This is a genomic window from Arthrobacter sp. UYP4 (genome assembly GCF_057291175.1).
Genome location: NZ_JBXAVU010000003.1, coordinates 156,174 through 181,065 on the forward strand (window position 1 = coordinate 156,174; position 24,892 = coordinate 181,065).

General features: G+C 70.2%; 23 protein-coding genes, 1 tRNA gene and 1 other RNA gene. 16 read left to right on the forward strand and 9 right to left on the reverse strand.

All coding sequences use genetic code 11. The features are described from left to right. Positions 1-25: 25 nt before the first annotated feature. From AC0Z9V_RS12905 to AC0Z9V_RS12925, 5 genes are all read left to right on the forward strand, one after another. Positions 26-691, forward strand: coding sequence for a TetR/AcrR family transcriptional regulator (locus AC0Z9V_RS12905; RefSeq protein WP_485141760.1), 666 nt, complete (start codon positions 26-28; stop codon positions 689-691). After that, positions 688-1,155, forward strand: coding sequence for a hypothetical protein (locus tag AC0Z9V_RS12910; RefSeq protein WP_485141761.1), 468 nt, complete (start codon positions 688-690; stop codon positions 1,153-1,155). Before AC0Z9V_RS12905 ends, AC0Z9V_RS12910 begins: the two co-directional genes overlap by 4 nt. Then, the gene (locus tag AC0Z9V_RS12915) at positions 1,152-2,087 is read left to right on the forward strand and encodes a TIGR01777 family oxidoreductase (RefSeq protein WP_485141762.1); all 936 of its coding nucleotides are present in this window, start codon (positions 1,152-1,154) and stop codon (positions 2,085-2,087) included. The genes AC0Z9V_RS12910 and AC0Z9V_RS12915 overlap by 4 nt, the downstream gene beginning before the upstream one ends. Before the next feature lie 4 nt (positions 2,088-2,091). Further along, positions 2,092-2,919 carry a bifunctional hydroxymethylpyrimidine kinase/phosphomethylpyrimidine kinase gene (thiD, locus tag AC0Z9V_RS12920; protein WP_208740490.1) on the forward strand — a complete coding sequence of 276 codons (828 nt, stop codon included), beginning with the start codon at positions 2,092-2,094 and terminating at the stop codon, positions 2,917-2,919. 106 nt (positions 2,920-3,025) lie between these two features. Continuing rightward, positions 3,026-3,526 (forward strand): DUF6328 family protein, encoded by a 501-nt coding sequence (locus AC0Z9V_RS12925; RefSeq protein WP_485141763.1) that lies wholly within the window; start codon positions 3,026-3,028, stop codon positions 3,524-3,526. Between the two features lie 18 nt (positions 3,527-3,544). Here AC0Z9V_RS12925 and AC0Z9V_RS12930 read toward each other — a convergent pair whose 3' ends face one another. From AC0Z9V_RS12930 to AC0Z9V_RS12940, 3 genes are all read right to left on the reverse strand, one after another. Then, positions 3,545-4,243, reverse strand: coding sequence for a LytR C-terminal domain-containing protein (locus AC0Z9V_RS12930; protein ID WP_485141764.1), 699 nt, complete (start codon positions 4,241-4,243; stop codon positions 3,545-3,547). After that, entirely contained in the window at positions 4,236-4,535 is a 300-nt protein-coding gene (locus AC0Z9V_RS12935) for a type II toxin-antitoxin system VapB family antitoxin (protein ID WP_133080328.1), read from the reverse strand. Before AC0Z9V_RS12935 ends, AC0Z9V_RS12930 begins: the two co-directional genes overlap by 8 nt. 73 nt (positions 4,536-4,608) lie before the next feature. Next, positions 4,609-5,538 carry a ribokinase gene (locus tag AC0Z9V_RS12940; RefSeq protein WP_485141765.1) on the reverse strand — a complete coding sequence of 310 codons (930 nt, stop codon included), beginning with the start codon at positions 5,536-5,538 and terminating at the stop codon, positions 4,609-4,611. An 86-nt stretch (positions 5,539-5,624) separates the two neighbouring features. Here AC0Z9V_RS12940 and AC0Z9V_RS12945 point away from each other — a divergent pair, with 86 nt between their 5' ends. Continuing rightward, positions 5,625-6,545: a Cof-type HAD-IIB family hydrolase gene (locus AC0Z9V_RS12945; protein ID WP_459268849.1), complete on the forward strand. Its 921-nt coding sequence runs from the start codon at positions 5,625-5,627 to the stop codon at positions 6,543-6,545. Between the two features lie 24 nt (positions 6,546-6,569). On the opposite strand, the gene AC0Z9V_RS12950 is transcribed toward AC0Z9V_RS12945, so the two are convergent. Then, entirely contained in the window at positions 6,570-7,073 is a 504-nt protein-coding gene (locus AC0Z9V_RS12950; protein WP_133080326.1) for a glutathione peroxidase, read from the reverse strand. Between the two features lie 185 nt (positions 7,074-7,258). Between AC0Z9V_RS12950 and AC0Z9V_RS12955 the strand changes: the two genes are divergently transcribed. Beyond that, on the forward strand, positions 7,259-8,176 hold the full coding sequence (locus AC0Z9V_RS12955; protein WP_485141766.1) for an oxygenase MpaB family protein: 918 nt from the start codon (positions 7,259-7,261) through the stop codon (positions 8,174-8,176). A 49-nt stretch (positions 8,177-8,225) separates the two neighbouring features. Here the strand turns inward: AC0Z9V_RS12955 and AC0Z9V_RS12960 are convergent. Beyond that, a tRNA-Ser gene (locus AC0Z9V_RS12960) sits at positions 8,226-8,310 on the reverse strand. A gap of 112 nt (positions 8,311-8,422) precedes the next feature. Here AC0Z9V_RS12960 and ffs point away from each other — a divergent pair. From ffs to recR, 4 genes are all read left to right on the forward strand, one after another. Continuing rightward, positions 8,423-8,518: signal recognition particle sRNA small type (gene ffs, locus AC0Z9V_RS12965), an RNA gene on the forward strand. Positions 8,519-8,549: 31 nt separating this feature from the next. Next, positions 8,550-9,503 (forward strand): tRNA glutamyl-Q(34) synthetase GluQRS, encoded by a 954-nt coding sequence (gene gluQRS, locus AC0Z9V_RS12970; protein ID WP_485141767.1) that lies wholly within the window; start codon positions 8,550-8,552, stop codon positions 9,501-9,503. Continuing rightward, positions 9,500-13,240: a DNA polymerase III subunit gamma and tau gene (locus AC0Z9V_RS12975; RefSeq protein ID WP_485141768.1), complete on the forward strand. Its 3,741-nt coding sequence runs from the start codon at positions 9,500-9,502 to the stop codon at positions 13,238-13,240. Before gluQRS ends, AC0Z9V_RS12975 begins: the two co-directional genes overlap by 4 nt. A 187-nt stretch (positions 13,241-13,427) precedes the next feature. Beyond that, the gene (recR, locus tag AC0Z9V_RS12980) at positions 13,428-14,024 is read left to right on the forward strand and encodes a recombination mediator RecR (protein ID WP_133080322.1); all 597 of its coding nucleotides are present in this window, start codon (positions 13,428-13,430) and stop codon (positions 14,022-14,024) included. Here recR and AC0Z9V_RS12985 read toward each other — a convergent pair. Together AC0Z9V_RS12985 and AC0Z9V_RS12990 are read right to left on the reverse strand one after the other, a co-directional pair. Next, positions 14,021-15,166 carry an ABC transporter permease gene (locus AC0Z9V_RS12985; protein WP_459289161.1) on the reverse strand — a complete coding sequence of 382 codons (1,146 nt, stop codon included), beginning with the start codon at positions 15,164-15,166 and terminating at the stop codon, positions 14,021-14,023. The two genes, recR and AC0Z9V_RS12985, sit on opposite strands and share 4 nt — an antisense overlap. Beyond that, positions 15,163-16,095, reverse strand: coding sequence for an ABC transporter ATP-binding protein (locus AC0Z9V_RS12990; RefSeq protein WP_133080320.1), 933 nt, complete (start codon positions 16,093-16,095; stop codon positions 15,163-15,165). The genes AC0Z9V_RS12985 and AC0Z9V_RS12990 overlap by 4 nt, the downstream gene beginning before the upstream one ends. 229 nt (positions 16,096-16,324) lie before the next feature. On the opposite strand from AC0Z9V_RS12990, the gene AC0Z9V_RS12995 reads away from it, so the two are divergent. Beyond that, positions 16,325-17,614, forward strand: coding sequence for an aspartate kinase (locus AC0Z9V_RS12995; RefSeq protein WP_485141769.1), 1,290 nt, complete (start codon positions 16,325-16,327; stop codon positions 17,612-17,614). Between the two features lie 141 nt (positions 17,615-17,755). Here the strand turns inward: AC0Z9V_RS12995 and AC0Z9V_RS13000 are convergent, their stop codons facing one another. Next, entirely contained in the window at positions 17,756-20,893 is a 3,138-nt protein-coding gene (locus AC0Z9V_RS13000) for a S8 family serine peptidase (protein WP_485141770.1), read from the reverse strand. Between the two features lie 220 nt (positions 20,894-21,113). On the opposite strand from AC0Z9V_RS13000, the gene AC0Z9V_RS13005 reads away from it, so the two are divergent. Further along, the gene (locus tag AC0Z9V_RS13005) at positions 21,114-22,001 is read left to right on the forward strand and encodes a 3-methyladenine DNA glycosylase (protein ID WP_485141771.1); all 888 of its coding nucleotides are present in this window, start codon (positions 21,114-21,116) and stop codon (positions 21,999-22,001) included. Between the two features lie 45 nt (positions 22,002-22,046). Here the strand turns inward: AC0Z9V_RS13005 and AC0Z9V_RS13010 are convergent, their stop codons facing one another. Then, positions 22,047-22,799: a DUF7793 family protein gene (locus tag AC0Z9V_RS13010; RefSeq protein WP_485141772.1), complete on the reverse strand. Its 753-nt coding sequence runs from the start codon at positions 22,797-22,799 to the stop codon at positions 22,047-22,049. 168 nt (positions 22,800-22,967) lie between these two features. Here AC0Z9V_RS13010 and AC0Z9V_RS13015 point away from each other — a divergent pair, with 168 nt between their 5' ends. The 3 genes from AC0Z9V_RS13015 (at position 22,968) to purQ (ending at position 24,890) form a co-directional block, all read left to right on the forward strand. Further along, positions 22,968-23,558 carry an SSI family serine proteinase inhibitor gene (locus AC0Z9V_RS13015; protein ID WP_485141773.1) on the forward strand — a complete coding sequence of 197 codons (591 nt, stop codon included), beginning with the start codon at positions 22,968-22,970 and terminating at the stop codon, positions 23,556-23,558. A 277-nt stretch (positions 23,559-23,835) separates the two neighbouring features. After that, entirely contained in the window at positions 23,836-24,096 is a 261-nt protein-coding gene (gene purS, locus AC0Z9V_RS13020; RefSeq protein WP_133080315.1) for a phosphoribosylformylglycinamidine synthase subunit PurS, read from the forward strand. Next, positions 24,093-24,890, forward strand: coding sequence for a phosphoribosylformylglycinamidine synthase subunit PurQ (gene purQ, locus AC0Z9V_RS13025; RefSeq protein ID WP_432206118.1), 798 nt, complete (start codon positions 24,093-24,095; stop codon positions 24,888-24,890). Before purS ends, purQ begins: the two co-directional genes overlap by 4 nt. The last annotated feature ends 2 nt before the right edge of the window (positions 24,891-24,892 follow it).

The window sequence follows — 24,892 nt, forward strand, 5'->3', positions numbered from 1 at the left end:
TTGAACATGTTCGAAAGGGAGCCGAATGCCGACGCCGACAGCCAAGAGTGAAGCGACCCGGGAGCTGCTGGTCTCGACGGCGCTCCGGCTGTTCCGCGAGAACGGGTACGAGAAGACCACCATGCGGGCCATCGCCTCCGCGGCCGAGGTCTCCACCGGAAGCGCGTACTACTACTTCGCCTCCAAGGACGATCTCGTCCACGAGCTCTACCGCAGCCTGCAGGAGGAGCACCGGGCGCTCGCGCTGCCGCTGCTCCGCGAGGGGCAGAACCTCGGGGAGCTCCTACGGGTGGTCCTCAACACCGGCGTCGACGTCCTGGCGCCGTACCACGACTTCGGTTCCAACTTCATCAGCATCGCCATCAAGCCCTCGGCCACCACGAGTCCCTTCGGCAGTGAATCTGCCGTCGCCCGTGCACGTGCCATCTCCCTCTTCCGGCACGCCGTCTCGCTGTCGAAGCCCCAGCCACCGCTCGCCATCCGCGACGACCTCCCGGAGCTCCTCTGGTACGCCTACATGGCGATCACCCTCTTCTGGGTGTACGACTCCTCGCCCCGCCAGGTCCGCACCCGCCGCCTCATCGACCAGGCCGCGCCGCTCCTGTCCAAACTCGTGATCCTCTCGCGGCTTCCCGTCGTCCGGAAGATCGTCGAGGACATCGTCCAGCTGATCCGTGGGACACGGCAGTGAGCGCGGACGAGGGGACGCCCGACGACGGGGCACCGGACGGGACACTCGACGAGGGGAGGCCCGACGACGGGGCCGGGCTTCCGTCCCGCCGCGTGACGTTCGGCGCGGGAGCCGTGGCGGTCGGGTTCCTCGTGGGCCTGGTCACGCTCGCCCTGGTCTTCGCGCTCCCCTGGGGCGCGGACGCACCCGGCGTCTTCGTGCTGGCCCTCTGGTACGGGCTCGGCATCGGCCTGGTCACGGGGCTGCCGCTCGGCATCCTCGTCGGGCTCCTGCTGCGCCCGGTGACGAACCAGTGGGTGCACATCGGCGTCTTCTTCGCCGCCTTCACCCTCGTCCCCCTGGCCCTGATCGCCCTGCTGTCGCCCTCGAGGTCGGTGCTGGAGAACCTCCCGGTCGCCCTCATCATCGGAGGCGTGGGCGCTTTCGCCCGCGCGAGTGTCTGGAAGCTGGTCCGCGTGCAATGAGCATCACCACAGTAGTCCTCGCCGGAGCATCGGGATTCATCGGCAGCCACCTGGTCCGCCGCTTCACCGAGGCGGGGGTGGAGGTACGGACGGTCGGCCGGTCCGGCCCGGCGGTCTGGGGCGACACGGCCGCCATGGCCCATGCCCTCGACGGCGCGGACGCCCTCGTCAACCTCGCTGGGCGCAGCGTGAACTGCCGTTACAACAGGCGGAATGCGGACACCATCTTCTCCTCCCGCGTCGGCACCACCGAGGAACTCGGCCGCGCCCTCGCGCTGTGCCGGGCGGAGGGCGGCACGCCGCCGCCGGTCTGGATCAACGCGAGCACGGGCACCATCTACCGGCACGCGACGGACCGGCCGCAGGCGGAGGACGACGGCGAACTCGGCTCGGGCTTCTCGGTGTCGGTGGCACGGGCCTGGGAACAGGCACTCGCCGACGCCGACGTCCCGGACGTCCGGAAGGTGGCGCTGCGCATCTCGATCGTGCTCGGTCCGGGCAGCGTGATGACGCCGCTCGGGAACCTGGCGAGGCTCGGCCTGGGTGGCCGGATGGGCGCGGGGACGCAGAAGTTCAGCTGGGTCCACCTCGACGACCTGTTCCGCGCCATCACGTTTCTCGTCGAAACGCGCTCGCTGAGCGGGCCCGTCAACGTCGCGGCCCCCGGGGTCGTGACCAACGCCGAGCTGATGGCCGCCGTCCGCAGGCGCCTGCGCGTCCCCGCGGGCCTGCCGACCCCGGCGTGGCTCCTGGACCTCGGCGGCGTGCTGATCCGGACGGAGGCGGAACTGGTCCTCAAGAGCCGGTGGGTGTCCCCGCGCAAGCTGCTCGACGCGGGCTTCACCTTCGACTACCCCACCCTCGGCCCGGCGCTGGACGACATCCTCCGGCGGGATCGGGTGGCCGCGCCGGAGCCGGTTCGGGCACACTAGGGAAATGTCCGAGACCCAGACTTCCCCGTCCCCAGCCGTCACCCTGACCATCGCCGGTTCCGAGGCCACGGGCGGCGCCGGTGCGCAGGCCGACCTCAAGACGTTCCAGGAGCTGGGCGTGTACGGCGTCGTGGCCCTGACCTGCATCGTGTCCTTCGACCCGAAGCAGGAGTGGCAGCACCGTTTCGTCCCCGTGGACCAGCAGGTCATCGCCGACCAGCTCGAGGCCATCCAGTCCTGCTACCCCCTCACCACCGTCAAGCTCGGCATGCTCGGCACCCCCGCGACGATCGACACCGTCGCGGCCGCGCTGAGGAGCCAGGCGTGGGACAACGTGGTCCTCGACCCGGTGCTGATCTGCAAGGGGCAGGAGCCCGGGGCCGCGCTCGACACCGACCAGGCACTGAAGGCGAACATCCTCCCGCTGGCCACCTTCGTCACCCCAAACCATTTCGAGGCGGAATCGCTCTCGGGCATCACCATCGAGAACCTGGCGGACCTCGAGGAGGCGGCGCGCATCATCCACGCCCAGAGCGGTGCCGTGGTCCTCGCCAAGGGTGGCGTCCGGATCGAGGGACCCGACGCCGTGGACGTCTACTTCGACGGCGAGACCCTCGAGGTCCTGTCCGCTCCCAAGGTCGGCGAGGTCGCCGTCAGCGGAGCCGGCTGCACGCTCGCCGCAGCCATCGCCGCCGAACTGGCGAAGGGCGCGGCCCCGCTCGAGGCTGCCCGCACGGCCAAGGAGTTCGTCACGGAGGGCATCCGCAACCGGGTCGTATCGAATGCCCCGTTCGACGCCGTCTGGCAGGGCGGCGCGCGGTCGTCCCGCTAGCGGACGGGCGGACACCGTGGGTACCACGCCCGGACCGGCGTCCGACGGCGCCTCGGCTGCGCGTGCTCCGCACAGCCGAGGCGCGGTAGCCTCCACCGGCTCGCCGATGCAGCGTCAGGAGGGGCCGGCGGACGACGACGGACGCGGGGAGAGCCTCAACCAGCGCCTCGACCGCAACTGGCAGGAGATGCTGCAGGAGCTGCGCGTCATGCAGACCGGCATCCAGATCCTGACCGGTTTCCTGCTGACCCTGCCGTTCCAGAGCCGCTTCGAGGAACTCGATGACGTGCAGGTCGTGGTCTACCTGTGCCTGGTCTGCCTGTCCGCCCTGATCACGGCCCTGGTGCTGTCCTCCGTCAACCTGCACCGCGTGCTCTTCGGCCTGCGCGTGAAGTCCACCCTCGTCCAGCACACCGCTGCGATCATCCGGATGACCATCGCCCTCGTGGGGCTCGTGCTCGCCGGTACCGCCTGGCTCATCTTCGACCTCGTGGTGGATCGTACGGCGGGTCTCGTCGTCGGAGCGTCGATCCTGCTCGTGGTGATGCTGCTGTGGGTCGTGTACCCGCTGGCCGTCCGCCGTCGTGCGCTGCGGAACCGCGACTGACCGCCGTGCGCCTGCTCCCTACCCGCCGGCGGGGGCCTGGGCCGGCGCGCGAGTGGGCGTGGACGTGGCCCCCTCCTCGGGTGCGCAGGTCAGCCCCGCGGGAGTGATGTCCACACCTTCGGGCGGCACCAGGCCCTCGAAGGAGGAACCCAGGATGACGTCGACCGACCTGTCCTCGCGCTCGTCGGCCACATAGGTCGAGTCCGGGATGGTGCGCTGCACGGTGAAGGCATTCGCGCGGCCGCCCTCACCCGAGACGATGATCGCCGTGATGCCCGTAGGGCCGATCTCCCGGTTGCCGATGTCGCGGACCGCGAAGGCGCGCTCCCGCAACTGCCCCGCCGCGGTACCGGCCAGTCCGTCGATGGTGGTGCTGTTGTAGACGTTGACCGTGATGGCGCTCGGGTCCTGGTAGTCGAACGGCCCGGCCGGGCACGTCGACGTCGGAACCGGCGCGGGGGCCGGGGAACCGATGCTGATGTCGCCGCGCGCGAGGGCGAGTGCCACGAGGACGGCGGCGGTGACGAGTCCCAGGAGGAGCACGAGGACCACCCCGTGGCGGATCCTGCGCACCGATGCGCGATGGCGCCGCGCGGCGTCGTCCTCGACGAAGACGGCTCCGAGGTCCGTCTCGGTGACGATCCGGTGGCCGTGCCACTCGGTCGGGTCACGTCTGGCCTGTGCCCGCCGCTCGCGCGGCGAACCCTCCTCAGTCATGCAGCACGAGGACTCTCGCGTGCAGGATGGTCCGCTGGTGCAGGGCGGTCCGGACGGCGCGGTGCAGGCCGTCCTCAAGGTACATCACGTCGTTCCACTGCACCACGTGGGGGAAGAGGTCACCGAAGAAGGTCGAGTCCTCGGCGAGGAGCGCCTCGAGGTCGAGGGTGGTCTTGGTGGTCACGAGTTCGTCGAGCCGCACCTGCCGGGGAGGGACCTCCGCCCAGTCCTTCGGGGTCACGTGTCCGTGCTCCGGGTACGGCCGGCCGTCGCTTACTGCTTTGAAGATCACTGCTACAGCCTAGGTAATTGCTCGGGCCAATGGAATGTGGGGCCCTCCTCCGCGCCAACTCGTGGCCGAAAGGTTACGGCTCGGGATGCGGGAGGGCCGGCAGCGGGTCGTCGGCCGACGGGTAGGAGGGCTGTGCGCCGGGGCGCTGCACGGCGAAGGATCCCACCCGGACCGCGAACCGGACGGCGTCCTCGAGCCGGTCCCCGACCGCGAGCCGAGCGGCGAGCGCTCCGACGAACGCGTCGCCCGCGCCCGTCGTGTCGACCACGCGCACGTGCGGGGCTCGGACAGCCCGGATGGCGCCGCCGGCCGACACCAGGGCGCCGGCCGCGCCGAGCGTCATCACCACCGAGGCGAACCCCCGGGCGAGGAGGCCCGTGACGACGCCCTCGTGGTCCGGCGCCCTCCCACCCCCGGCCTGCGCGAGGACCAGGGCTCCTTCGTGTTCGTTGACGACGAGCGGATCGGCGCGGAGGAGCACCTCGGGATCGACGGCGATGACGGGCGCCAGGTTGACGATCACGCGACCGGAGGCCGACCTCACCGCAGCCTCGGTGGCCTCCGCGGGTAGCTCACCCTGGACCACGACGACGGCCGCCTCGCGGATGGCAGCCGAGGACGCGCCGACGAGCTCGGGAGTCACCTCGGCGTTGGCACCGGGCAGCACCACGATCGTGTTCTCGCCGTCGTCGGCCACCTCGACGACCGCGACACCCGTGCCTCCGCCGGTCCGCCGGACCGACTGCAGGTCCACGCCGGCATCGGCCAGGGCGGAGAGTGCGACCTCGGCATGCGCGTCGCCGCCCACGGCGCCGATCATGGTCACCTCGGCGCCGAGCAGCGCCGCTGCGACCGCCTGGTTGGCGCCCTTGCCGCCGGGCAGCACCGTCATGGAGCGGCCCAGGACCGTCTCGCCCGGCCGCGGGTGCCGTTCGAGGGTGACCACGAGGTCCGCATTGATGGACCCGACGACGGTGATGCCCTGGGATCTGCCTGGAATCATTCCCGCAGTCTTCCACGACCCCGGTCACCGGGCGGGCGCAGGGACACGAATGGAAGGAGCATGCGGCCCGGGAACATAATGGGGTCATGCCTACGGACGCCCCGATCGATCTGCTGCCCGACGCCCCCGCCGTTCCCGGTCCCCGTGACGGGGTGCCCGTCCAGGGCCTCCTGCTGGACGTCGACGGCCCCGTCGCGAGCCCCGTCACGCGCACCGTTCCTGCCGGGATCATCGCCGACCTGCTCACCCTCGCCTCGGCGGGCTGGCCGGTCGTCTTCAACACGGGCCGCTCCGACGCCTTCATCCGGGAGCAGGTCATGGAGCCGATGCTCGCCGTGGGGATCCCGTCCGGCGTCACCTTCCACGCGGTCTGCGAGAAGGGGGCCACCTGGTTCTCCTTCACGGCCGACGGCGCCGGCCAGGTCTTCGTCGACCGGGAGCTCGCGCTGCCGACCAGCTTCGCCGACGACGTCCGGGACCTCGTCGAGGAGAAGTACGCGGACCTGATGTTCTTCGACGAGACCAAGCTGTCCATGGTGTCCGTCGAGCAGTCCCTCGACGCCACGAACGCCGCCTACCTCGAGGGCCAGCGCCTGTTCGACGACGACGCCCTCGACATCCTGCACAGCCATGACATGGGGGCGTGCCGGCTGGACCGCGAGGAGCCGAACAGCCACGGGGACATCGACTACCGCGTGGACCCGACGATCATCTCCACGGACATCGAGTCGGTGCGTGTGGGCAAGGACCTCGGTGCCGAGCGTGCCCTGACCCTCGTCGCACCGCTCACGGAGGTGCCCTCCACCTGGCGGACGGTCGGCGATTCCCGCACCGATTACGCCATGGCCGACTACCTGCACGAACAGGGCTTCGACGTCGCGCACGTGGATGTCCGCCCTGCGGACGGGGTGCCCGTGAAGCCCTACGAGGTCATGACGGAGGGCCGGCTCGTCCACGAGGAGGCCGGGGCGGCCTTCCTCGCACGCTGCGTCGCCTCGCTCGGCTGACGCCTCGTCCCGAGCGGAGGCCTGTCAGGCCGCGGGCCGCGCCAGGACGTCCTCGATCGCCGCGATGACCTCGGGGGCGCCGGGCTCCACCGTCGGCGCGAAGCGGGCGACGACCTCGCCGTCCCGGTTCACCAGGAACTTCTCGAAGTTCCACTTCACGAGCCCGGGCAGGACCCCGTTCCTGAACTCCGTGAGCTGCCGGTACAGCGGGTGCTGGTCCTTGCCCCGCACATCGCCCTTGGTCAGGAGCGGGAACGTCACGCCGAACGTGGTCGAGCAGAACTCGGCGATCTCGTCGTCGTTCCCCGGTTCCTGTCCCAGGAACTGGTTGCAGGGCATCCCGAGGACCACGAGCCCCGCCTCGGCGTAGGTGGAGTACAGCTCCTCGAGGGCCGCGTACTGGGGGGTGAAGCCGCACTTCGAGGCGACGTTCACCACCAGCACGGGCTGTCCACGGAAATCGCCGAAGGTCTTCCTGCTGCCGTCGTTCATGGTGAGGTCGATCCCGTACAGGCCGGACGAGGACATGGGCTGCTCCCTGGTAGGTGGTCGTGATCCTGCTTCGTTCAGCCCCGCCGCGTGGATTGCCTGCCCGATGATGCGGGAGGCAGGAGCAAATGCGCTTGGGGAGACGTTGGAAGCAACGACGGCCGAGGAGGCCGCGCACACCGCCCGCCGGATCGGCTGCGGTTCCCAACAGGATAGGTCGTCGCATGGGTTTGATCGACACGTGGAAGCTGCAGCTCCGGACCACCTTCACCGACGGCGATCCGGCGATCCCCCAGTGGCAGTTCGAATTCGAGAAGGGTGACGACGTCGGGTACTTCCCGGTGGACTCGGCCGTCTGGACGGTGCACAGCTCGATGACGCCGACCGTCGCCGGCATCCGCGCGCTCCTGCTGCAGACGCTCCACCCCGGGGCGATGGCGGGTGTGCATGCGCATTCCGGCTTCCGGGAGGAGCCGCTCGGCCGGCTCGCGAACACCATCCGCTGGATCTTCACGGTGACGTACGGATCCACGGAGGCGGCACGGGAGGGCTCGGCCTTCGTGCAGAGGCTGCATACGAGGGTGAACGGCACGTATCTCGACAGCCGTGGCGAGGAGAGGCCCTATTCGGCGGGCGATCCCGACCTCATCCGGTGGGTGCACCTCGCGTTCACGGATGCCTTCGTGGCCTCCCATGCCGCCTACGGCGGACGCATCCCGGGCGGAGCGGAGCAGTACGTCGCGGAGTGGGCGCAGGCCGGCGAACTGATGGGCCTCGAGGATCCGCCGCGGTCCGAGGCGGAGCTCGCATCGCAACTCGCCGCGTTCGACGCCGAGCTCACCGACAGCGAACAGGTCCAGGAGGCACTGACCTACATCCGCCGTCCTCCGCTCCCCCGGTCCCAGCGCCTCGGGTACCAGGTGCTGTTCGCGGGAGCCGTCGCGACCCTCGACCCCAGGCACCGCGAGCTGCTCGGCCTCCGGGTCCCCTCGCTCGGACCGGTCCGCCTGCCGATCCGGACGGCGGTGCGCCTGGTGCTCGGCGTGATCCGGCTGGGGCTCGGACCCGAAGGGCCCGCGGAGAAGGCCGCGAAGACCCGGATCCGCCGGCTGGGCGGATCCGCCGGCACGACGGCGCATTAAACAGCAGGACCCCGGCCGGGGCCGGGGTCCTGCTGGTGGAGCAACAAGGCGGAGGATGGGGGATTTGAACCCCCGAGGGCGTTAACCCAACACGCGTTCCAGGCGTGCGCCATAGGCCGCTAGGCGAATCCTCCTCATTTGGAGCAGATACCAGAATACCCATACAAGTGGATCCTGCCGAATCGTGCCGTCCGCGGGGCTGTGTCGTCGGGTCGAAAGCCGTCCTTCCGACTGTGTAGACTATTTCCCGGCCCCTCATGTGGTGTCATCCTGTGAACTCCCCCAGGACCGGAAGGTAGCAAGGGTAAGCGGGCTCTGGCAGGTGCATGGGGGGTCTTCACTTTAAGCACGGCGGCAGCGGGAGGTCGGAGCGGTGGCACACCAGGGCGCCGGACGGTTCGCTCCCAGCCCCTCCGGCCTGCTGCATGTCGGCAATCTCCGCACCGCCGTCCTCGCCTGGCTGTTCGCCCGCTCCACGGGTCGGCACTTCCTGGTCCGTGTTGAGGACCTGGACCGTGTCCGTGCCGGAGCCGAGGAGCATCAGCTGGCCGAGCTGGCCGCACTGGGTCTCGTCTCCGACGCGCCGGTCATCCGGCAGAGTGGGCAGGCCGGCCGCTATGCGGCGGCGCTGGACCTCCTGGCCGGGCAGGGCCTCGTCTACGAGTGCTTCTGTACGCGGCGGGACATCGCCGAGGCTGCGAGCGCCCCCCATGCCCGGCCGGGCTTCTACCCCGGCACGTGCCGCAGCCTCAGCGAGGACCAGCGGAGCGTCCTGCGTGCGCAGCGCCCACCCGCGCTGCGTCTGCGGTCCGGCGTCGGGTCGTGGACCGTCGAGGACCTGCTGGCCGGCCACGTCACCGCTCCGGTGGACGATTTCGTGCTGCGACGGAACGACGGCGTCGTCGCCTACAACCTCGCCGTGGTGGTCGATGACGCCGCGCAGGGCATCGACCAGGTGGTGCGGGGGGACGACCTGCTCGATTCCGCGCCCCGCCAGGCCTACCTCGCCTCCCTGCTCGGGCTGCCCGTCCCCGTGTACGCCCATGTGCCCCTCGCGGTCTCCCTGGCGGGGCGCCGGTTGGCGAAACGGGACGGCGCCGTGACGCTGGAGGACCTCGCCGGCCTGGGCTGGACCCCCGCCAAAGTCCTGGCCGTGATCCTGGCGTCCCTCGGCCTTCCCGGCCGATCGCTGGAGGCGGCCCTGGCCGCCTTCGACCCCGACCGGCTGCACGACGAGCCGTGGATCGTGGACCCCGCCACGCTGTTTCCCGCCTCCGCCGCACCGGCATGCAAACCGTCAGCACCAACCGATAAGGTTTCTTCGTGAGTACAGCCCTCTACCGCCGCTACCGTCCCGAGACCTTCGCGGACGTCATCGGCCAGGAGCATGTCACCGAACCCCTGATGGCGGCCATCGACAAGGACCGCATCAACCACGCCTACCTCTTCTCCGGCCCCCGCGGGTGCGGCAAGACCACCTCCGCCCGCATCCTCGCCCGATGCCTGAACTGCGCGCAGGGCCCCACCTCCACGCCCTGCGGCACGTGCGACAGCTGCGTGGAACTCGCCCGTAACGGCTCGGGCAGCCTCGACGTCATCGAGATCGACGCCGCCAGCCACGGTGGCGTGGACGACGCCCGGGATCTCCGCGAGCGCGCGACCTTCGCCCCCGTCCGCGACCGGTTCAAGATCTTCATCATCGACGAGGCCCACATGGTCACCTCGGCCGGCTTCAATGCGCTGCTCAAGATCGTCGAGGAGCCGCCGGAGCACATCCTTTTCATCTTCGCGACCACGGAGCCGGACAAGGTCATCGGCACCATCCGCTCGCGGACGCACCACTATCCGTTCAGGCTGGTACCGCCCGAACCGCTCCTGGCCTACCTCGAGCAGCTCTGCCACCAGGAGAACGTGCCCGTGGCCCCCGGCGTGCTCTCCCTGGTCATCCGCGCCGGTGGCGGTTCCGTCCGTGACTCCCTCTCCGTCCTCGACCAGTTGATGGCGGGCGCAAGCGAGAGTGGACTCGACTACGAGCTGGCCGTCTCCCTCCTCGGCTACACGCATGCGACCCTCCTCGACGACGTCGTCGACTCGGTGGCGGCGGGCGACGCCGGGACGGTCTTCAACGCCGTGGACCGCGTGATCCAGACGGGGCACGACCCCCGCCGCTTCGTCGAGGACCTGCTCGAGCGGTTCCGGGACCTGATCGTCATCAACGCCGTGCCCGAGGGTGCCGCCTCGATCCTCCGGGGCGTGCCCGACGACCAGCTCAACCGCATGCGCACCCAGGCGAACCAGCTCGGCGCGGGCGAACTCTCCCGGGCGGCCGACGTCACGAACACCGCGCTGACCGAGATGACAGGTGCCACATCGCCGCGCCTGCACCTCGAACTCCTGTGCGCGCGGCTCCTGCTGCCCGCAGCGGACGCCACCGCGCGGGGTACCCTCGCCCGTGTCGACCGCATCGAGAGGCGCCTCGAGTACGCCGCAGGTGCGCCCACCGCCGAATCGCCCGAGGTGGACGAGGCACCGAAGGCTCCCGCCCGCCCCCGGCTCGAGGGCGTCCCCCGCACCGCTGAGGAAGCCGCCGCCCGCTGGTCCCTCCCCGCGATGGACACGGGTGCCGCGGCCGCCGCTGCCCCGGCAGCCGTTCCCGGAGCCCACACCCCGGCCGTGCCCGCCGCCTCCCGCGTCCAGCCGGCACGCCCGGCCGGCGAGGATCCGTCACCCGACTGGGGCGGAAGCTGGGGCGTCTCGACCGACACCGCGTTCGCCGACCCCGCACCTGCGCAGCAGCCCGCAGCAGCCGGACCCGCGCGCACGCCGGGACAGCCCCAGCCATCGGCAGGGCAGGACGCCGGGGCTCCGGCCCCCTCGACCGGCACCCAGGATCCTGCCCGTCCCGGGACCGGTGTCGAGACGGGTCGACACGACCCGACCCAGCCCGCCGTCAACGAGCACCCCGCGGCCGCTGCGCCCGCCGGCACCCATCCGACGCAGCAACCCGTCGACTCTGCGCCCACCGGCACCCAGTCGACGCAGCAGTCCGCTGCCGCTGCGCCCCCCGCTACCCGTCCGACGCAGTCCCGGCCGGCCACCGGGGAGCAGCACACGATGCCCCGGCAGGGGCAGCCGGGCGCCGACCGCGGGCAGCAGGACGGTGCAGCCGGGCCTCAGCAGCCTCCGGCCGCCGGTGGCCGGCAGCCCGCAGGCCCTGCACCGCAGCGGCCCACACCCTCGGCGGATCAGCCGCAGGAGGCTCGTCGCGCCCAGCCACCCCAGCAGGGACAGCCTGCCGCCTCCGGCGGGAACGTCGAGATGGTCAGGCGGGCATGGCCCGAGATCATGGACGAAGTCGCACGGATCAAGCGCGCGACCTGGCTCATCGTCAACGTCTCCGCGAAACCGCGGTCCTTCGAGGGCAACCAGCTGGTCCTCGCGTTCGCCAACCAGGGCAATGCGATCGGATTCCAGCGCGGGCCGCACATGGACAACCTGAAACAGGCCATCCACAAGGTGCTCGGCCTGACCTGTTCCATCGAAGCGGTGCACGATGCCGGCGGGTCGGGTGAGTCGGGCCCAAAAGTACCCAGCAGCCAGGCGGCCCCGGCCAGTAACCCGGGCCGCGGTCCCGCCACGCCCTCGCCCGCACCGGACCTTTCGCAGGGCCCGACGACGACCGCCGGCGGTTCGCAGGACGTCCACCACGACGGCGGCAGCACCGGTAGCACTCCGCCGCAGGCTCCCGCTGCTCCCGCCGTTTCCGTTCCCCCCGCTGCTTCCGAGCCGACTCGTCCGGCAGGACCCGGTGCTCCCACGGCGTCCGCGCCGGTCGGCGTCTCCGTAGCCGAGGGCGGCCCGGCACGAAGCGGTCCCGCCGGTGCCGTCGGAATGCCCGGGGGGCCGGCGGCTCCTGCGACCGCATCCGCTCCCGCTCCCGCGCCCGCCGTGAGTGGGACCTCCCATACCGGAGCGCGCCGCACGTCCGACAGCTCATCGGGGCATTCCCGGACCGGCAGCGCGGCGCCGGAGTCGGCGCCCCGTGCACCGGCGCAGGCGCCCGTCCGTCGACCCGACGGTCCCGCGACCCCCGCCGCCACAGGAGGGCAGGCGCCCGTCCGTCGACCCGACGGTCCCGCCACCTCACGCGCAGCAGGAGGAGCCCGAGGTGCGCGTGACGGCCGAACAGAGACAGAACCTGAAGCCACCAGCGCGTGGGATCCGTCCATGTCCGACGACTCGTGGGCCCTCGTCGAACCACCGGAGGAGGCCTTCGATCCTGGACCGGACTGGGGCTCGGTGCCGGAGGACCCGTCCGAGCGCAGGAGCCCGTTGCCGAACGGCCAGGGCCCGGCGCGGCCGGGCGGTCCTGCCGAACCGGCCCGGACCGGCTCGACGAGGACGCGGGGCAGCGCGACGCCCGCACCGGCGCAACCGGGGGCGTCGGGCGGTGCCGCGAGCGGCCCTGTTCCCACGCCTGAACGCCCCACTGCGGACCGGGCGCTGGCGGCCGCGGCGTCCCGCTCGGTGGTGTGGAGTCCGTCGGTGGAGTCGAACCCGCCGGCGGGCGGGTCCACGACGACCCGACCGACGGGTGACCCGGAGGCCACCGGTGGCGCGCCTACATCGCTGGAGGGGCCCGGCGCCGCAGGCCGTGCGACAGGCGTCGCGCGCCCCGGCGGCATCGCTGCCGTCCCGAGCTTCATCGGTACCGCCGCCGCTGCTGGCACGTCCGCAACTGCGTCCGGGCACACTGCGCCGTCCGCCGTCGGCGCTGCACCCGCCGGCACGACGGGCGCCGCAGTGGCACCGGATCGGCCGGCGTCGGCGGACAACATCCGTCAGAAGCCCGTCAGTCGCTACCAGCAGCTGCTGGACGAAGCCGAGCGGAAGCGCGCCGAGGAAGCCGCTGCCACCCGGGGCGCCGCCGACCTGCGCTTCGTCGACGACGAGCCCAGTGCGGACGACGAGACCATCGAGGAATCAGGGCTCGTCGGCCGGACGGCGATCGAGCGCATCCTCAACGGACGCCTGATCGAGGAGCGCGGCGTCGATGGCCAGTAGTATCCCGCCCGAGCCGATCCGGGAACGCTGAGGGCGTAACGCGGGAACGTCCTTCCGGACGGACCGGCCCCGTGCAGGGCGGACAATGGAGGGACACCCTCCGGCCGCCCCTCCTCCGGGTCCTGCGGCGACGGGCTCCGGTGCCGGAGACACCGGCACCACCACCTGATTCAGAAGAGGAAACACCGTGTACGAAGGCGCAGTCCAGGAGCTGATCGACGAGCTCGGACGCCTGCCCGGCGTCGGCCCGAAATCGGCGCAACGTCTCGCGTTCCACATCCTGGAAGCCGACGGTGAGGACATGAAACGCCTCGTCACGGCGATCACCACGGTCAAGGAGCGGGTGAAGTTCTGCACCATCTGCGGCAACGTCGCGGAGCAGGAGAAGTGCGCCATCTGCCGCGACCCGCGCCGCGACCCGACCATGATCTGCGTCGTCGAGGAGTCGAAGGACGTGATCGCCGTCGAGCGCACGCGCTCGTTCCGCGGCAGGTACCACGTCCTCGGCGGAGCCATCAACCCGATCGCCGGCGTGGGTCCCGATCAGCTGCGCATCCGCGAACTCCTCGCACGCCTCACGGACGAGCAGATCCAGGAGATCATCATCGCCACCGACCCCAATCTCGAAGGCGAGGCGACGGCGACCTACCTGGTGCGCATGCTCAAGACGATCGGGATCCCTGTGACGCGACTCGCCTCGGGCCTGCCCGTCGGCGGGGACCTCGAGTACGCCGACGAAGTGACCCTCGGCCGGGCGTTCGAGGGCCGCCGCGCCATGTCCTAGGCGATGCGCGTGCCCTGGGCGAGGCGCTTGGCGGGCATGGTCAGCCTGCGCCGCCCGATGAGGAGCAGCGCCCCGGCGAGCAGGAGCTGGAGGCCGAGGCCCAGCGGCCAGATCGGCGTCTCCTGCGGAAGCGGGCGGAGCGACTCCGCCAGCTCCTCGCACGACTGCTCGACATCGGGTCCGGCCTGCGCGGCCCGCACGCCCTGGCTGATCGTCTCCATGATGCCCGGGGTGTAGTAGGGGCCGCCCTGCGGCAGGCCGGCCGCGTCGGTCGCAGGATCGAGTTCGGGAAGGTCCTCGACGCTGTAGGGAACAGCGTCCGCAACCACCACGAAGGGGTTGGCGGCCAGCAGCCACGCGATGTACTCGGTGCGCGGGATCATGCCCTGGCTCGTCTGCGTGACGCACTCCATCTCGGCGCCCGGATCGGGAGTGCCCGTAGCGTCGAGACTGCTCTCCGGGTAGGTGTAGTAGGACGTCGTCATGGTCCGCTCCTCCATCACCAGCGTGGTGCTCAGCCCGAAGACGATCACCGTACCGATCGCGAGCAGCGCCACCAGCATGTACGTGCTGACGATCGAGAACAGCGGACGGTTCGCCAGCGCGGAGACCCCGACCCCGATCGCGCAGACGACACCCAGTTCCACGGCCAGCATCAGGAGCGAGACGATGGCCTCCTGCGCGTTCACCCCGCCGAGGGCCAGTGCCCAGAAGATGAAGGGGCAGCTCAGGACGAGGAAAGCCAGCGAACCCACCCACGACGCGAGCCATTTCCCGGTGAGCAGCTGACCCGGCGTCAGCAGGGTCACCTGCAGGATCGCCAGCGTTCCGCCGGCCCGGTCCCCGTTGACGGCGTTGGCGGACAATCCCGGGGCGACGAGCAGGCCGAACAGCAGGACGAACCCGACGACCAGGTCGAACAGGATGCCGCCCTCGTTGTCGGTGGTGCCGAGGACGCCGGTCGCCAGGACGAAGATGAAGCCGATCACCACGAACCAGATGCCGAGCATCCAGTACCAGCCCTTGCCGCGCAGGCGTTGTCGCATCTCGAGGGAGAACACGGTGCGGACGGCGGACCAGAAGGTCAGGCCGGTGGTGCTCCGGACGGGTTGCGGGGTCGATGGTTCGGTCGCTGTGCTCATCGTCTGTCCGTATCCAGGCTCATGTAGGTCTCCTCGAGCGCCCCGCCGGCGGGGGCGAAGGCGGTGACGACGACGTCGCCCAGCACCAGGGTGCGCAGCAGCCAGGATGCCTCCGCGGTGCTGCCGAGCTGGACGAGGAACTCCTCGCGCCGTGAGTCCCCGCGCGTCTCGTAGCGGACCCCGTAGCTCTGCAGGGCGGCGGCGAGCGCCGACATCGGTTCCGCCTGGACGTAGTAGCGGCGCATCTGGCTGCCGGCCTCGTCGAGCGTCTGGCTCTTGACCGACTGTCCGCGACTGACGAAGACGGCACGGTCCGCGATCTCGTCCAGCTCCGACAGCACATGGCTCGAGACGACGACGGTCTTGCCTCCGGCGGCGAGCGAGCGCAGGAGCGACCTCAGTTCCACGCGGGATCCTGGATCCAGACCGGACGCGGGCTCGTCCAGCAGCAGGACCTCCGGATCGTGGATCAGCGCACGGGCCAGGCTGAGCCGCTGTTGCTGGCCGCGGGAGAGCACGCGGGCCGGTCGGCGGCCGAACTCGGTGAGATTCACCGCGACCAGCAGTTCCTCCGCGCGACGCGAACGGTCGGCGGCACCCATGCCGTACAGGGCCCCGATCGTGGTCAGCACTTCGAGTGCCGTGAGTGACTCCCAGACGCCGAGGGTGTCCGGCATCCAGCCGACCCTGCTCCGCACCTGCGCCGGCTGCGTGACCGGATCGAATCCCGCAACCCGCACCGTCCCGCGATCCGGGGCCAGGAGGCTCGCCATCATCAGCATCAGGGTCGTCTTGCCGGAGCCGTTCGGACCGATCAGTGCGGTCACTTCCCCGGGCGGAGCCTCGAAATCGATGTCGCGGACCGCCTGCACCGAGCCGAAGCTCCGGGCGACCCCCTCGACAACGATTCCCCCACGTTCGTTGGTCATGGTCCGAGGGTATGCGACGTCCGCCCGATGGGACCCGCGACGGGCACGAATTCCTCCGCGGATCGCTGTTCTTATTCGGACCCACACTTTGAGCCGGAAACGGCCGCGCCGCTACACTTGCACGGGTGTCGGGTCATGGACGCCCGTCCTCGAGGCGCCGGTGCCGCCGCCCGTCAACAGCCGGCGCGGCAGGTCCCCCCGCCGCCGCCCTTCATCAGTGAGCGAGTGCATGAGCCTCATAGTGCAGAAATTCGGCGGGTCGTCGGTAGCCGACGCCGAGGGCATCAAACGCGTGGCGCGGCGCGTCGTCGAGACGCAGGCGGCGGGCCACCACGTGGTGGTCGTCGTGTCCGCGATGGGTGACAGCACGGACGAGTTGCTGGACCTCGCCCGCCAGGTGAGTTCCACGGCGTCGGATGCGCGCGAGATGGACATGCTCCTGAGCGCGGGCGAGCGCATCTCCATGGCACTGCTCGCGATGGCCATCCATGGCATCGGAGCGTCCGCCCAGTCCTTCACCGGCAGCCAGGCCGGCATGATCACCGACGCCATCCACGGCAAGGCCCGCATCATCGACGTCTCCCCGCACCGCATCCGGACCGCCATCGAGAAGGGCGACATCGCGATCGTTGCCGGGTTCCAGGGGATGAGCCGCGACAGCAACGACATCACGACCCTCGGCCGCGGCGGCTCCGACACCACCGCCGTCGCGCTCGCGGCAGCGCTCGACGCCGATGTCTGCGAGATCTACACGGACGTCGACGGCGTCTACACCGCCGATCCCCGCGTCGTCCCGTCGGCGCAGAAGATCGACACCATCTCGAGCGAGGAGATGCTGGAGATGGCCGCATCCGGCGCCAAGATCCTGCACCTGCGCTGCGTCGAGTACGCCCGGCGCTTCGGCGTCCCCCTCCACGTCCGCTCCTCCTTCAGCCACAACGAGGGCACGTGGGTCCTGCCCAGCCCCGACGACCAGATCAAGATTCAAGAGGGAGAACCCTTGGAACAGCCCATCATCTCCGGTGTCGCCCACGACCGCTCCGAAGCGAAGGTCACCGTGGTCGGTGTGCCCGACATCCCCGGCAAGGCTGCGGAGATCTTCGGGATCGTCGCCGGTGCCAACACCAATATCGACATGATCGTGCAGAACGTGTCGACCCACGGCTCGGGACACACGGACATCTCCTTCACCCTGCCGATCGTCGACGGCGCCGAGGCCCTCGCCGCGCTGGCCGAGGCCCAGGAGCGTGTGGGGTTCGAGACCGTCGACTACAACGAGAAGATCGGCAAGCTCTCCCTGATCGGCGCCGGCATGCGTTCCAACCCGGGAGTCTCCTACCGGTTCTTCCGCGCACTGTCCGACGCCGGGGTGAACATCGACATGATCTCGACGTCGGAGATCCGGATCTCCGTGGTGACGGGGGCGGAACTGCTCGACACCGCGGTCCGCGCCGTGCACGCGGCCTTCGAGCTCGACGGCGAGGCCACGGCGACCGTCTACGCCGGCACCGGGCGCTAGTCCCCCCCGCGCCGGGACAGCAGCTGCGCGCAGTTGCTGTCCGGCGGAGGCGGATGACGCCGTCCGCTGCATTCCGTCCGAGGACGCAAAGAAGGCCGGTGGATGATCCACCGGCCTTCTCTGTTCATCCGTCGGGTGCTGCTACTTGTTCCCGGTCGGGGTGATCGCTTCGCGCGGGCCCTCCAGGAGCTTGTCGGCCGGGTTGACGGTCGGGAGCTGGGCCTGGGCCTCGCCCTCTCCGTCGACGACGACCGTCACATACGTCACGGTCGACGAGCCCGCGTAGCTCACGCGTCCCACGTAGGAGCCGGGGGTGAGGCCGGTCCAGCCGAGGGTGACCGCGCCGGTGCTGCCGTTCGCCAGGGCGAGCGGGTTGGGCGTCAGCGTCGCGTTGTTCTCGTTCGCGCCCAGGACGACGGCATCGATGCTGCCGGTGGTCGGCCGGTTGTCGGTGCTCGCGTAGAGGTTGGCCAGGACGCGGTACGTACCGGGTGCCGGGTCCTCGATCGTGATCGTCTCACTGGCATCGGCCGTCGCGACCTGCGTGACCGTGCCGGCGGGAGTGAGGATCAACATGTCGAAGTCGGCGGTCGGATCATCCGAGAGGACCGAGAACTTCGCGACCGGAGCGCCCTCGGGGACGGTCACGTCCTTGATGGCGTCCGCGCCGACCTCGAGCTCGATCGCCGTCGTGTCGGCCTTGGACAGGCCCTCGAGCGTCATCTGGATCGGGGTGTTGGTTCCCGAGATGACGTCGAAGGAGCCGCTGCCGTCGGGACCGGCGGAGTTGAAGGCCGCCTCGGCCGGTGCGTTGATGGCCTGGGGCCGGACAGCCACCGGGGAGGTGACGTTCTTGCCCTGCCCGGACCAGGTCAGCGAGCCGGCGGCGAACTGGCCGAAGGGAGCGCTCTGGTTCTCGAAGGAGACCTTGAAGGTGCGGGTCTCCCCCGGCGCGCTGAAGTTCAGGACCGACGGCGTGACCGTGACCTTCACTCCGGGCACGTCGGCGGTTGCGCGGTAGAGCCCGGGGGTCACGGCGGTGACGGTCCGGGTCACCTCGATCCGTCCGGTCAGGTTTCCGAGGGCGAAGGACGGCACATTGGTGTTCCTCGCCTCGACGGGTTCGAGGCCCTTGATCTTGAGGTCCACGCCCGTGCCCTGGATGAAGCCGAGGTAGTCCTCGACGTCCTGGTCGTAGACCAGACCCGGGCTGAGGACGGTGGCGGGGTCGATGTGGCCCGCGCCGACCGCGAGGACGTCGGTCTCGACGCCGCCGGTGGCGGTCTTCAGCGGGTACGCCGTGGTCATCATGGCGGACTTCACGGTTGCCGGGGACCAGGCGGGGTTCTTCGCGAGGACCAGCGCGGCGAGGCCTGCCACGTGCGGCGACGCCATGGACGTGCCGGAGAGGAAGCCGAACTGCGCGCCGTTCGAGCCGACGGTGGAGACGCCCGCGAGGACGGCGACGCCGGGAGCCGTGACATCCGGCTTCAGGAGGTCGGAATCGGTGGCGAGCAGCGGACCGCGCGAGGAGAAGCCTGCGACCTGGGGTGCGGGCGGCAGCGGCTTGCCGGTGGTGTCGGTGGCCTTCAGGGCGACGGTGATGGACGGGTTCGCAGCGACCTTCGCCTTGAGCTCGAGGGCCTCGGGAGCGTTGACGTGCACCGTCGGGACGGAGTGCTGGTCGGTGTCCGTCGACGAGTCGACGAGGTTCACGAGGATCATGCCCACACCGCCTGCACGTGCGACCTCGGCGCTCTTGGCTGCCCGGTCGACGACGCCGCGGTCACAGACCACGATCTTGCCGGTGACCTTCGCGGGGTCGAGCGTGCCGGGTCCGCACAGGTTCGGTGCCGCAGCGCCTGCAGCGGCGGCGTTCGCCGCGAGGACGACCGGGCTGGCCGGAACACCCGTGCGCATGATGGACGCACCGCGGTACTTGGTGCCGTCGGAGAACTCCGCCGTACCCTGCAGTTCGTAGCTGAACGTGCTGGCGGCCACCGTGGTCATCCAGGGAGCGCCGTGGTTGACGGTGCTCGCCGTGGGACCGGAGTTGCCGGCCGAGGCCGCGACGAAGATGCCCGCGGAGGTCGCCGAGAGGAAGGCGAGGGACACGGGGTCCGTCGTCGTCGTCGCGCTGCCCGAGATCGAGAAGTTGAGGACGTCCACGCCGTCGAGGATGGCCTGGTTGATGGCCGCGATCGCTGCGGAGTTGTAGCAACCGCCCGTGTCGGGATCCGTGTCCTCCCAGCAGACCTTGTAGACCGAGACCTTCGCGGCCGGCGCGACGCCCGAGGAGACCCCGAAATTCCGTCCGTCGACGGTCTGGGTCACGCCGGCGTTGCCTGCAGCGGTGCTCGCCGTGTGCGTGCCGTGGTTGTCGATGTCCACGGGGGAGATGACTTCCTGCGGTGCGCGGTCGGCCTCGGCGACGCTGTCGAGGAAGGCATCGGCGAAGTAGCGGGCCGAGAGGACCTTCGAGTTGCAGAGGCTGCCGTCGAAGTCCTCGCCCACCTGGCAGTCGCCGACGAAGGTGCTGCCGTCGGCCTTGAGCATGGCGATCTCGCCCTTGGCATTGAGGTAGGGTTCGCCGACCTTGGGCTTCGAGTTGCCCTTGAGCGGCTTCACCGTGCTGCCTGCGAAGAAGGGGTTGTCGGGGGCGTAGCCGGTGTCGATCACGCCGACGACGGTGCCGGCGCCGGCGTTCTTCTCGCCGCCGAACTGGCCCTTCCAGGTGCCCTTCTTCCCACTCAGGCCGAGGAAGTCGATGCTCGAGTAGTCGGGAGCGCTCTCGACATCCGGAGCGACGAGGAGTACGTCGTCGCTCTTGGCGAGCTCGACCGCCTGGTCGGCGCTGAGATCCGCGGCGAAGCCGTTGATGGCAGCCGTGTAGGTGCGCTTGATTTCGACGTTCTCCTCGGCGGCGACTTCCTGCTGCTTGCCCTCGAGGAACTGCGAGTACTGCTGGACGTTCGCGGCGGCGGCGTCCAGCTTCTTGCCCTTCTCGGGTTTGGTCGGCGCGATCCCGTCGATACCACCCTCGTACGTGGCGATCGGCTTGTCGGCGAGCACGACGATGTACTTGCCGTCCGGGTACCGCGCCGGGTCCAGCTCCTTGGCCGGTGCCTTCTGGGGCGTCACCGAGGTGGCCGGCACCGGAGCCGCGAAGGCGGCAGGCGCCACGGCGGTCGACGTCACCAGCAGCGGCAGACCCAGAACGATAGCCGTGGCAGCGCGCAGGGTACTGCGCCCCTGCCCGGCTTTTCTCCGTTGTGTCATAGGAAGGTAGTGCCTCTCGTGAAAGTGCGGGCCGGCCATGGCCGTTCCCCCTGTGCCGTGGCTCTCCTGGATAGGATTTCCGAGTTGTGACAGCAGTCACAGCCGCCACGGCGAGCACAAACTTACCTCAGGCAACACAGCCCCACCAGCCGACTCAGCCCGCGTCATCCAGAATTTACACAGGATATTTACCATTTCCGGTCGGGGTGATAATGGATCCATGCACGCCGATCTCCTGCCCCGCCTCGCCGAGGCGGACTGGCAGGATCGCGAGAGGCGCCACAGGCAACGAGTGACGCGCTTCGCCGAGCCCTATCTGGACCGGCGGTCACGCGGCGCCAAGCATCCCGTCGAGGACTTCCTCTTCACCTACTACAACCAGAAGCCGGGCCGGCTCCTACGCTGGCATCCCGGAGCCGGCGTCGTGCTGGAAGGCGCGGAGGCCGCCGGGCGCGGCGGCTGGAAGTACTACACGGCGCACGACGACGGCGTCCGGGTGGACGTCCGGACCTTCATCGAGGAGCGGCGCGACGCCGTCGAGTTCGCCCGGCTGATCCTTGCCCGGACGGCCGCACGGCCGGCGCAGTTCGGTTGCTTCGGGCTCCACGAATGGGCGATGGCCTACCGCTCGGGGGTCAACGGCGTGCGCCACGAGTACCTCGACCTGCGCCTCGGTGCGGCAGGGACGGACGACGTCGTCGAATCGGCGCGTATCCGCTGCACGCACTTCGACGCCTTCCGCTTCTACACGCCGCAGGCCGTCCGCCTCAACGAGTACGCGCCGACGAGGGAGACGCAGCGGGACCTGGAGCAGCCGGGCTGCCTCCACGCCAACATGGACCTCTACAAGTGGGCGTACAAGCTGACCCCCCTGCTGCCGAGCGAGATCGTGATGGATTGCTTCGAACTCTCCTGGCGCATCCGGGCGATGGACATGCAAGCTTCTCCCTACGACCTCTCGGACTGGGGCTACCGGCCGATCCCGATCGAGACGACCGAGGGCAAGGCCGAGTACGTCCGCCTGCAGCGCGGTTTCGCCCACGAGTCCCAGGCGCTCCGGGAACGGCTCTCGGAAAGCCTGGAGCGGGCGCTCGACTCCTGGTCCTGAGCCGGTTCGACGGCATGGGCCGCCATCCCTGGCCCGGGTCCTGCATCACTCGGTTCCTCGTCGGAAGCAGTCCTTCAGCCAGGTCTCTGCGTCGCCGGTCGTCGTGAAGTGCCTGGTCGGGTAGGGCGGGTCGTGCTGCTGTTTGTAGTACGCGGTGATGATGGGATCCCCGGCTTCCGTTCCGACGACAGCCAGGGCCGCGATGTCCAGCCCGGAGGCAAGGATGCGCAATGCATCCTCCGTCAACGAGATCAGGTGGTTGAGATGGATGAGCATCGGCGGGCAGACGGACGGACTGAGCTGGGTGACCCGGCTGACCACGGCTGATGCGACAGTGTCGTCGACATCCGTGTCGGCCTCGCATTCGAGCCACAGCACCTCCCCCCGCATCTCCGCCGTGAACGGCTCGGGCCGGGCGGCGACGCCACCCACGCCCGTGTCCCCCGTCAGCCAGGCGATCGCGTCGGATTCGTCCGTGAAGTACCGGCTGGGCGTCGCGGACCGGTAATTGAACGCCGTGAGCACCCTGCCCACCTCGTCCACACCCACGACGGCGGTGCGCGCGGAACAGGTGTCATCCATCAGCAACTGCTTCGCTTCCGCCGTGATCCGCTCCACCAGCCCGATGTGCACCAGCAGGGGCCGCTTGCCACCGGGAGAAGCGGCGGTGACCGCGGCGATCGTCGAGCGGACGTCCTCCGCCTGCATCGTGACGCCGGGCGCCCAGCGCAGGCACAGGAGATCGCCGTCGTCACTGAGGGTGTAGCGAGGAATGGACACCTCGTCCGGGCCCGCCATCGGCACCTCCGCTTACTCGTCGGCACGGCATCAATGCCATCGTCGCCTCCCGACCGTGCACTTTCAACAGCGCGTCCGCACCGAAGTTCTCCCCGCGCGGCGTCGGGAGCGTCAGGAACGAATGCTGCGCCACCCGTTAAGCTGGGAGACCAGCCGAAGGGGACACCGATGACACCTCCCGCCCTGCTGCCGGCAGCAGGACCGCACCGGGCGGTCGTGCGCCTGGCGATCGCCCTCGCAGCCCTCGTCCTCACCGTCTCCGCCTGCGCGCAGGGCGGACCGGCGACCGAACCCACCGAGCAGGAGAGCACCATGCAGTCCTCCACCCCCGACCCCTCGGAGGCGCCGTCCGGGACCCCGGCACCGACGTCGGGCGGCCCCGCTCCCACCGCGACGGGTACCGCCCCTGGGTCGTCGGCCGTCGCCGCGCTGCTCACCGTCACCCTCCAGCAGGACGCCGCTGCCGAACCCGTGCAGTACGTCCTCGAATGCGTCGACGGCGCTCCCGGGCCCGCCTCGACGCTTCCCGGCGCCGACGCCGCCTGCGCGGCCCTCGCCCGGCTCGGCTCGACGTTCTTCACGGCCCGGCCCAGCAAGGACATCATCTGCACGCAGCAGTACGGCGGGCCGCAGACGGCGAGCATCAGCGGTGAGATCGACGGCACGCCCGTTCTGGCGGCGTTCTCCCTGACCGACGGCTGCGAGATCTCCCGATGGAACAAGGCGCAGGACATCCTCGGGGCACCGGGGGCGCAGTAAGGACTACCGGGTGCCGCTCCTCCCACTGATCGACCGCGCCCGGTGGGCATGTTCGATCCTGCCCACCGGCCGGAGCCGATCAGTGGGACGGACGCCGACAGCGCTGCCGGAAGCGGACACGACGCCGGACTGGCCCGCACCGAATCCCCGGTAGACTTGCAGGGCAAGCTCGCGGAGCGCCGGTGTCAACCCAGATACGGCGTGAGACGGCACTTCCGGGCTACTGCATTCAATGCTGGACCCCCAGCACTCGCCGCTCACGCACAGGAGTTGCCGGATGCCCCGGATTGTTGTCGACGTCATGCCCAAGCCCGAGATCCTCGACCCGCAGGGTAAGGCGATCGCCGGAGCGCTCCCCCGGATCGGCCTCACCGGTTTCGCCGGGGTCCGCCAGGGCAAGCGTTTCGAGCTGACCGTGGACGGTGACGTCACGGAAGAGGTCCTCGAGCAGGCCCGCCACGCCGCCGCCACGCTGCTGTCCAACCCCGTCATCGAGGATGTCACGCGCGTGGAGGTCCTCGAGGAGGACGCGCAGTGAGCGCCCCGAACACCGGGACGCCCCTCATCGGCGGACCCCAGCCGGTCGCCTCGAACAACGAGGACAGCCCCCTGAACGGCGTGAAGGTCGGCGTCGTCACGTTCCCCGGGTCGCTCGACGACCGCGACGCCGTCCGTGCCGTCCGGCTCGCCGGCGGCAGTGCCATCCACCTGTGGCACGGCGACCACGACCTCCAGGACGTCGACGCCGTGATCATCCCCGGCGGCTTCTCCTACGGCGACTACCTGCGGGCGGGCGCCATCTCGCGCTTCGCCCCGCTCATGGAGCAGATCACCGCCGCGGCGTCGGGTGGGGAGAACGCCCTCCCCGTGCTCGGCATCTGCAACGGTTTCCAGGTCCTCACCGAGGCACACCTGCTGCCCGGCTCGATGATCAAGAACAACGACCTGCACTTCATCTGCCGTGACCAGCGCCTGCGCGTCGAGAACAACGGCACCTTCTGGACCTCCGACTACGGGCAGGGCGAGGAGATCGTCATCCCGCTCAAGAACCAGGACGGCCAGTTCGTCGCGGACAACTACACGCTCGACGAGCTCGAGGGCGAGGGCCGCGTGGTCTTCCGCTACGTCGACGGCAACCCGAACGGCTCACGCCGCGACATCGCCGGCATCTCGAATGCCGCGGGTAACGTCGTCGGGCTCATGCCGCACCCCGAGCACGCGGTGGAGGCCGGCTTCGGCCCCGACTCCTCGGCACGCGGGAACGTCGATGTCCGCGGTGGCACCGACGGACTCGGCATCTTCACCTCGGTACTCAAGAAACTGGTGGGCTAGTG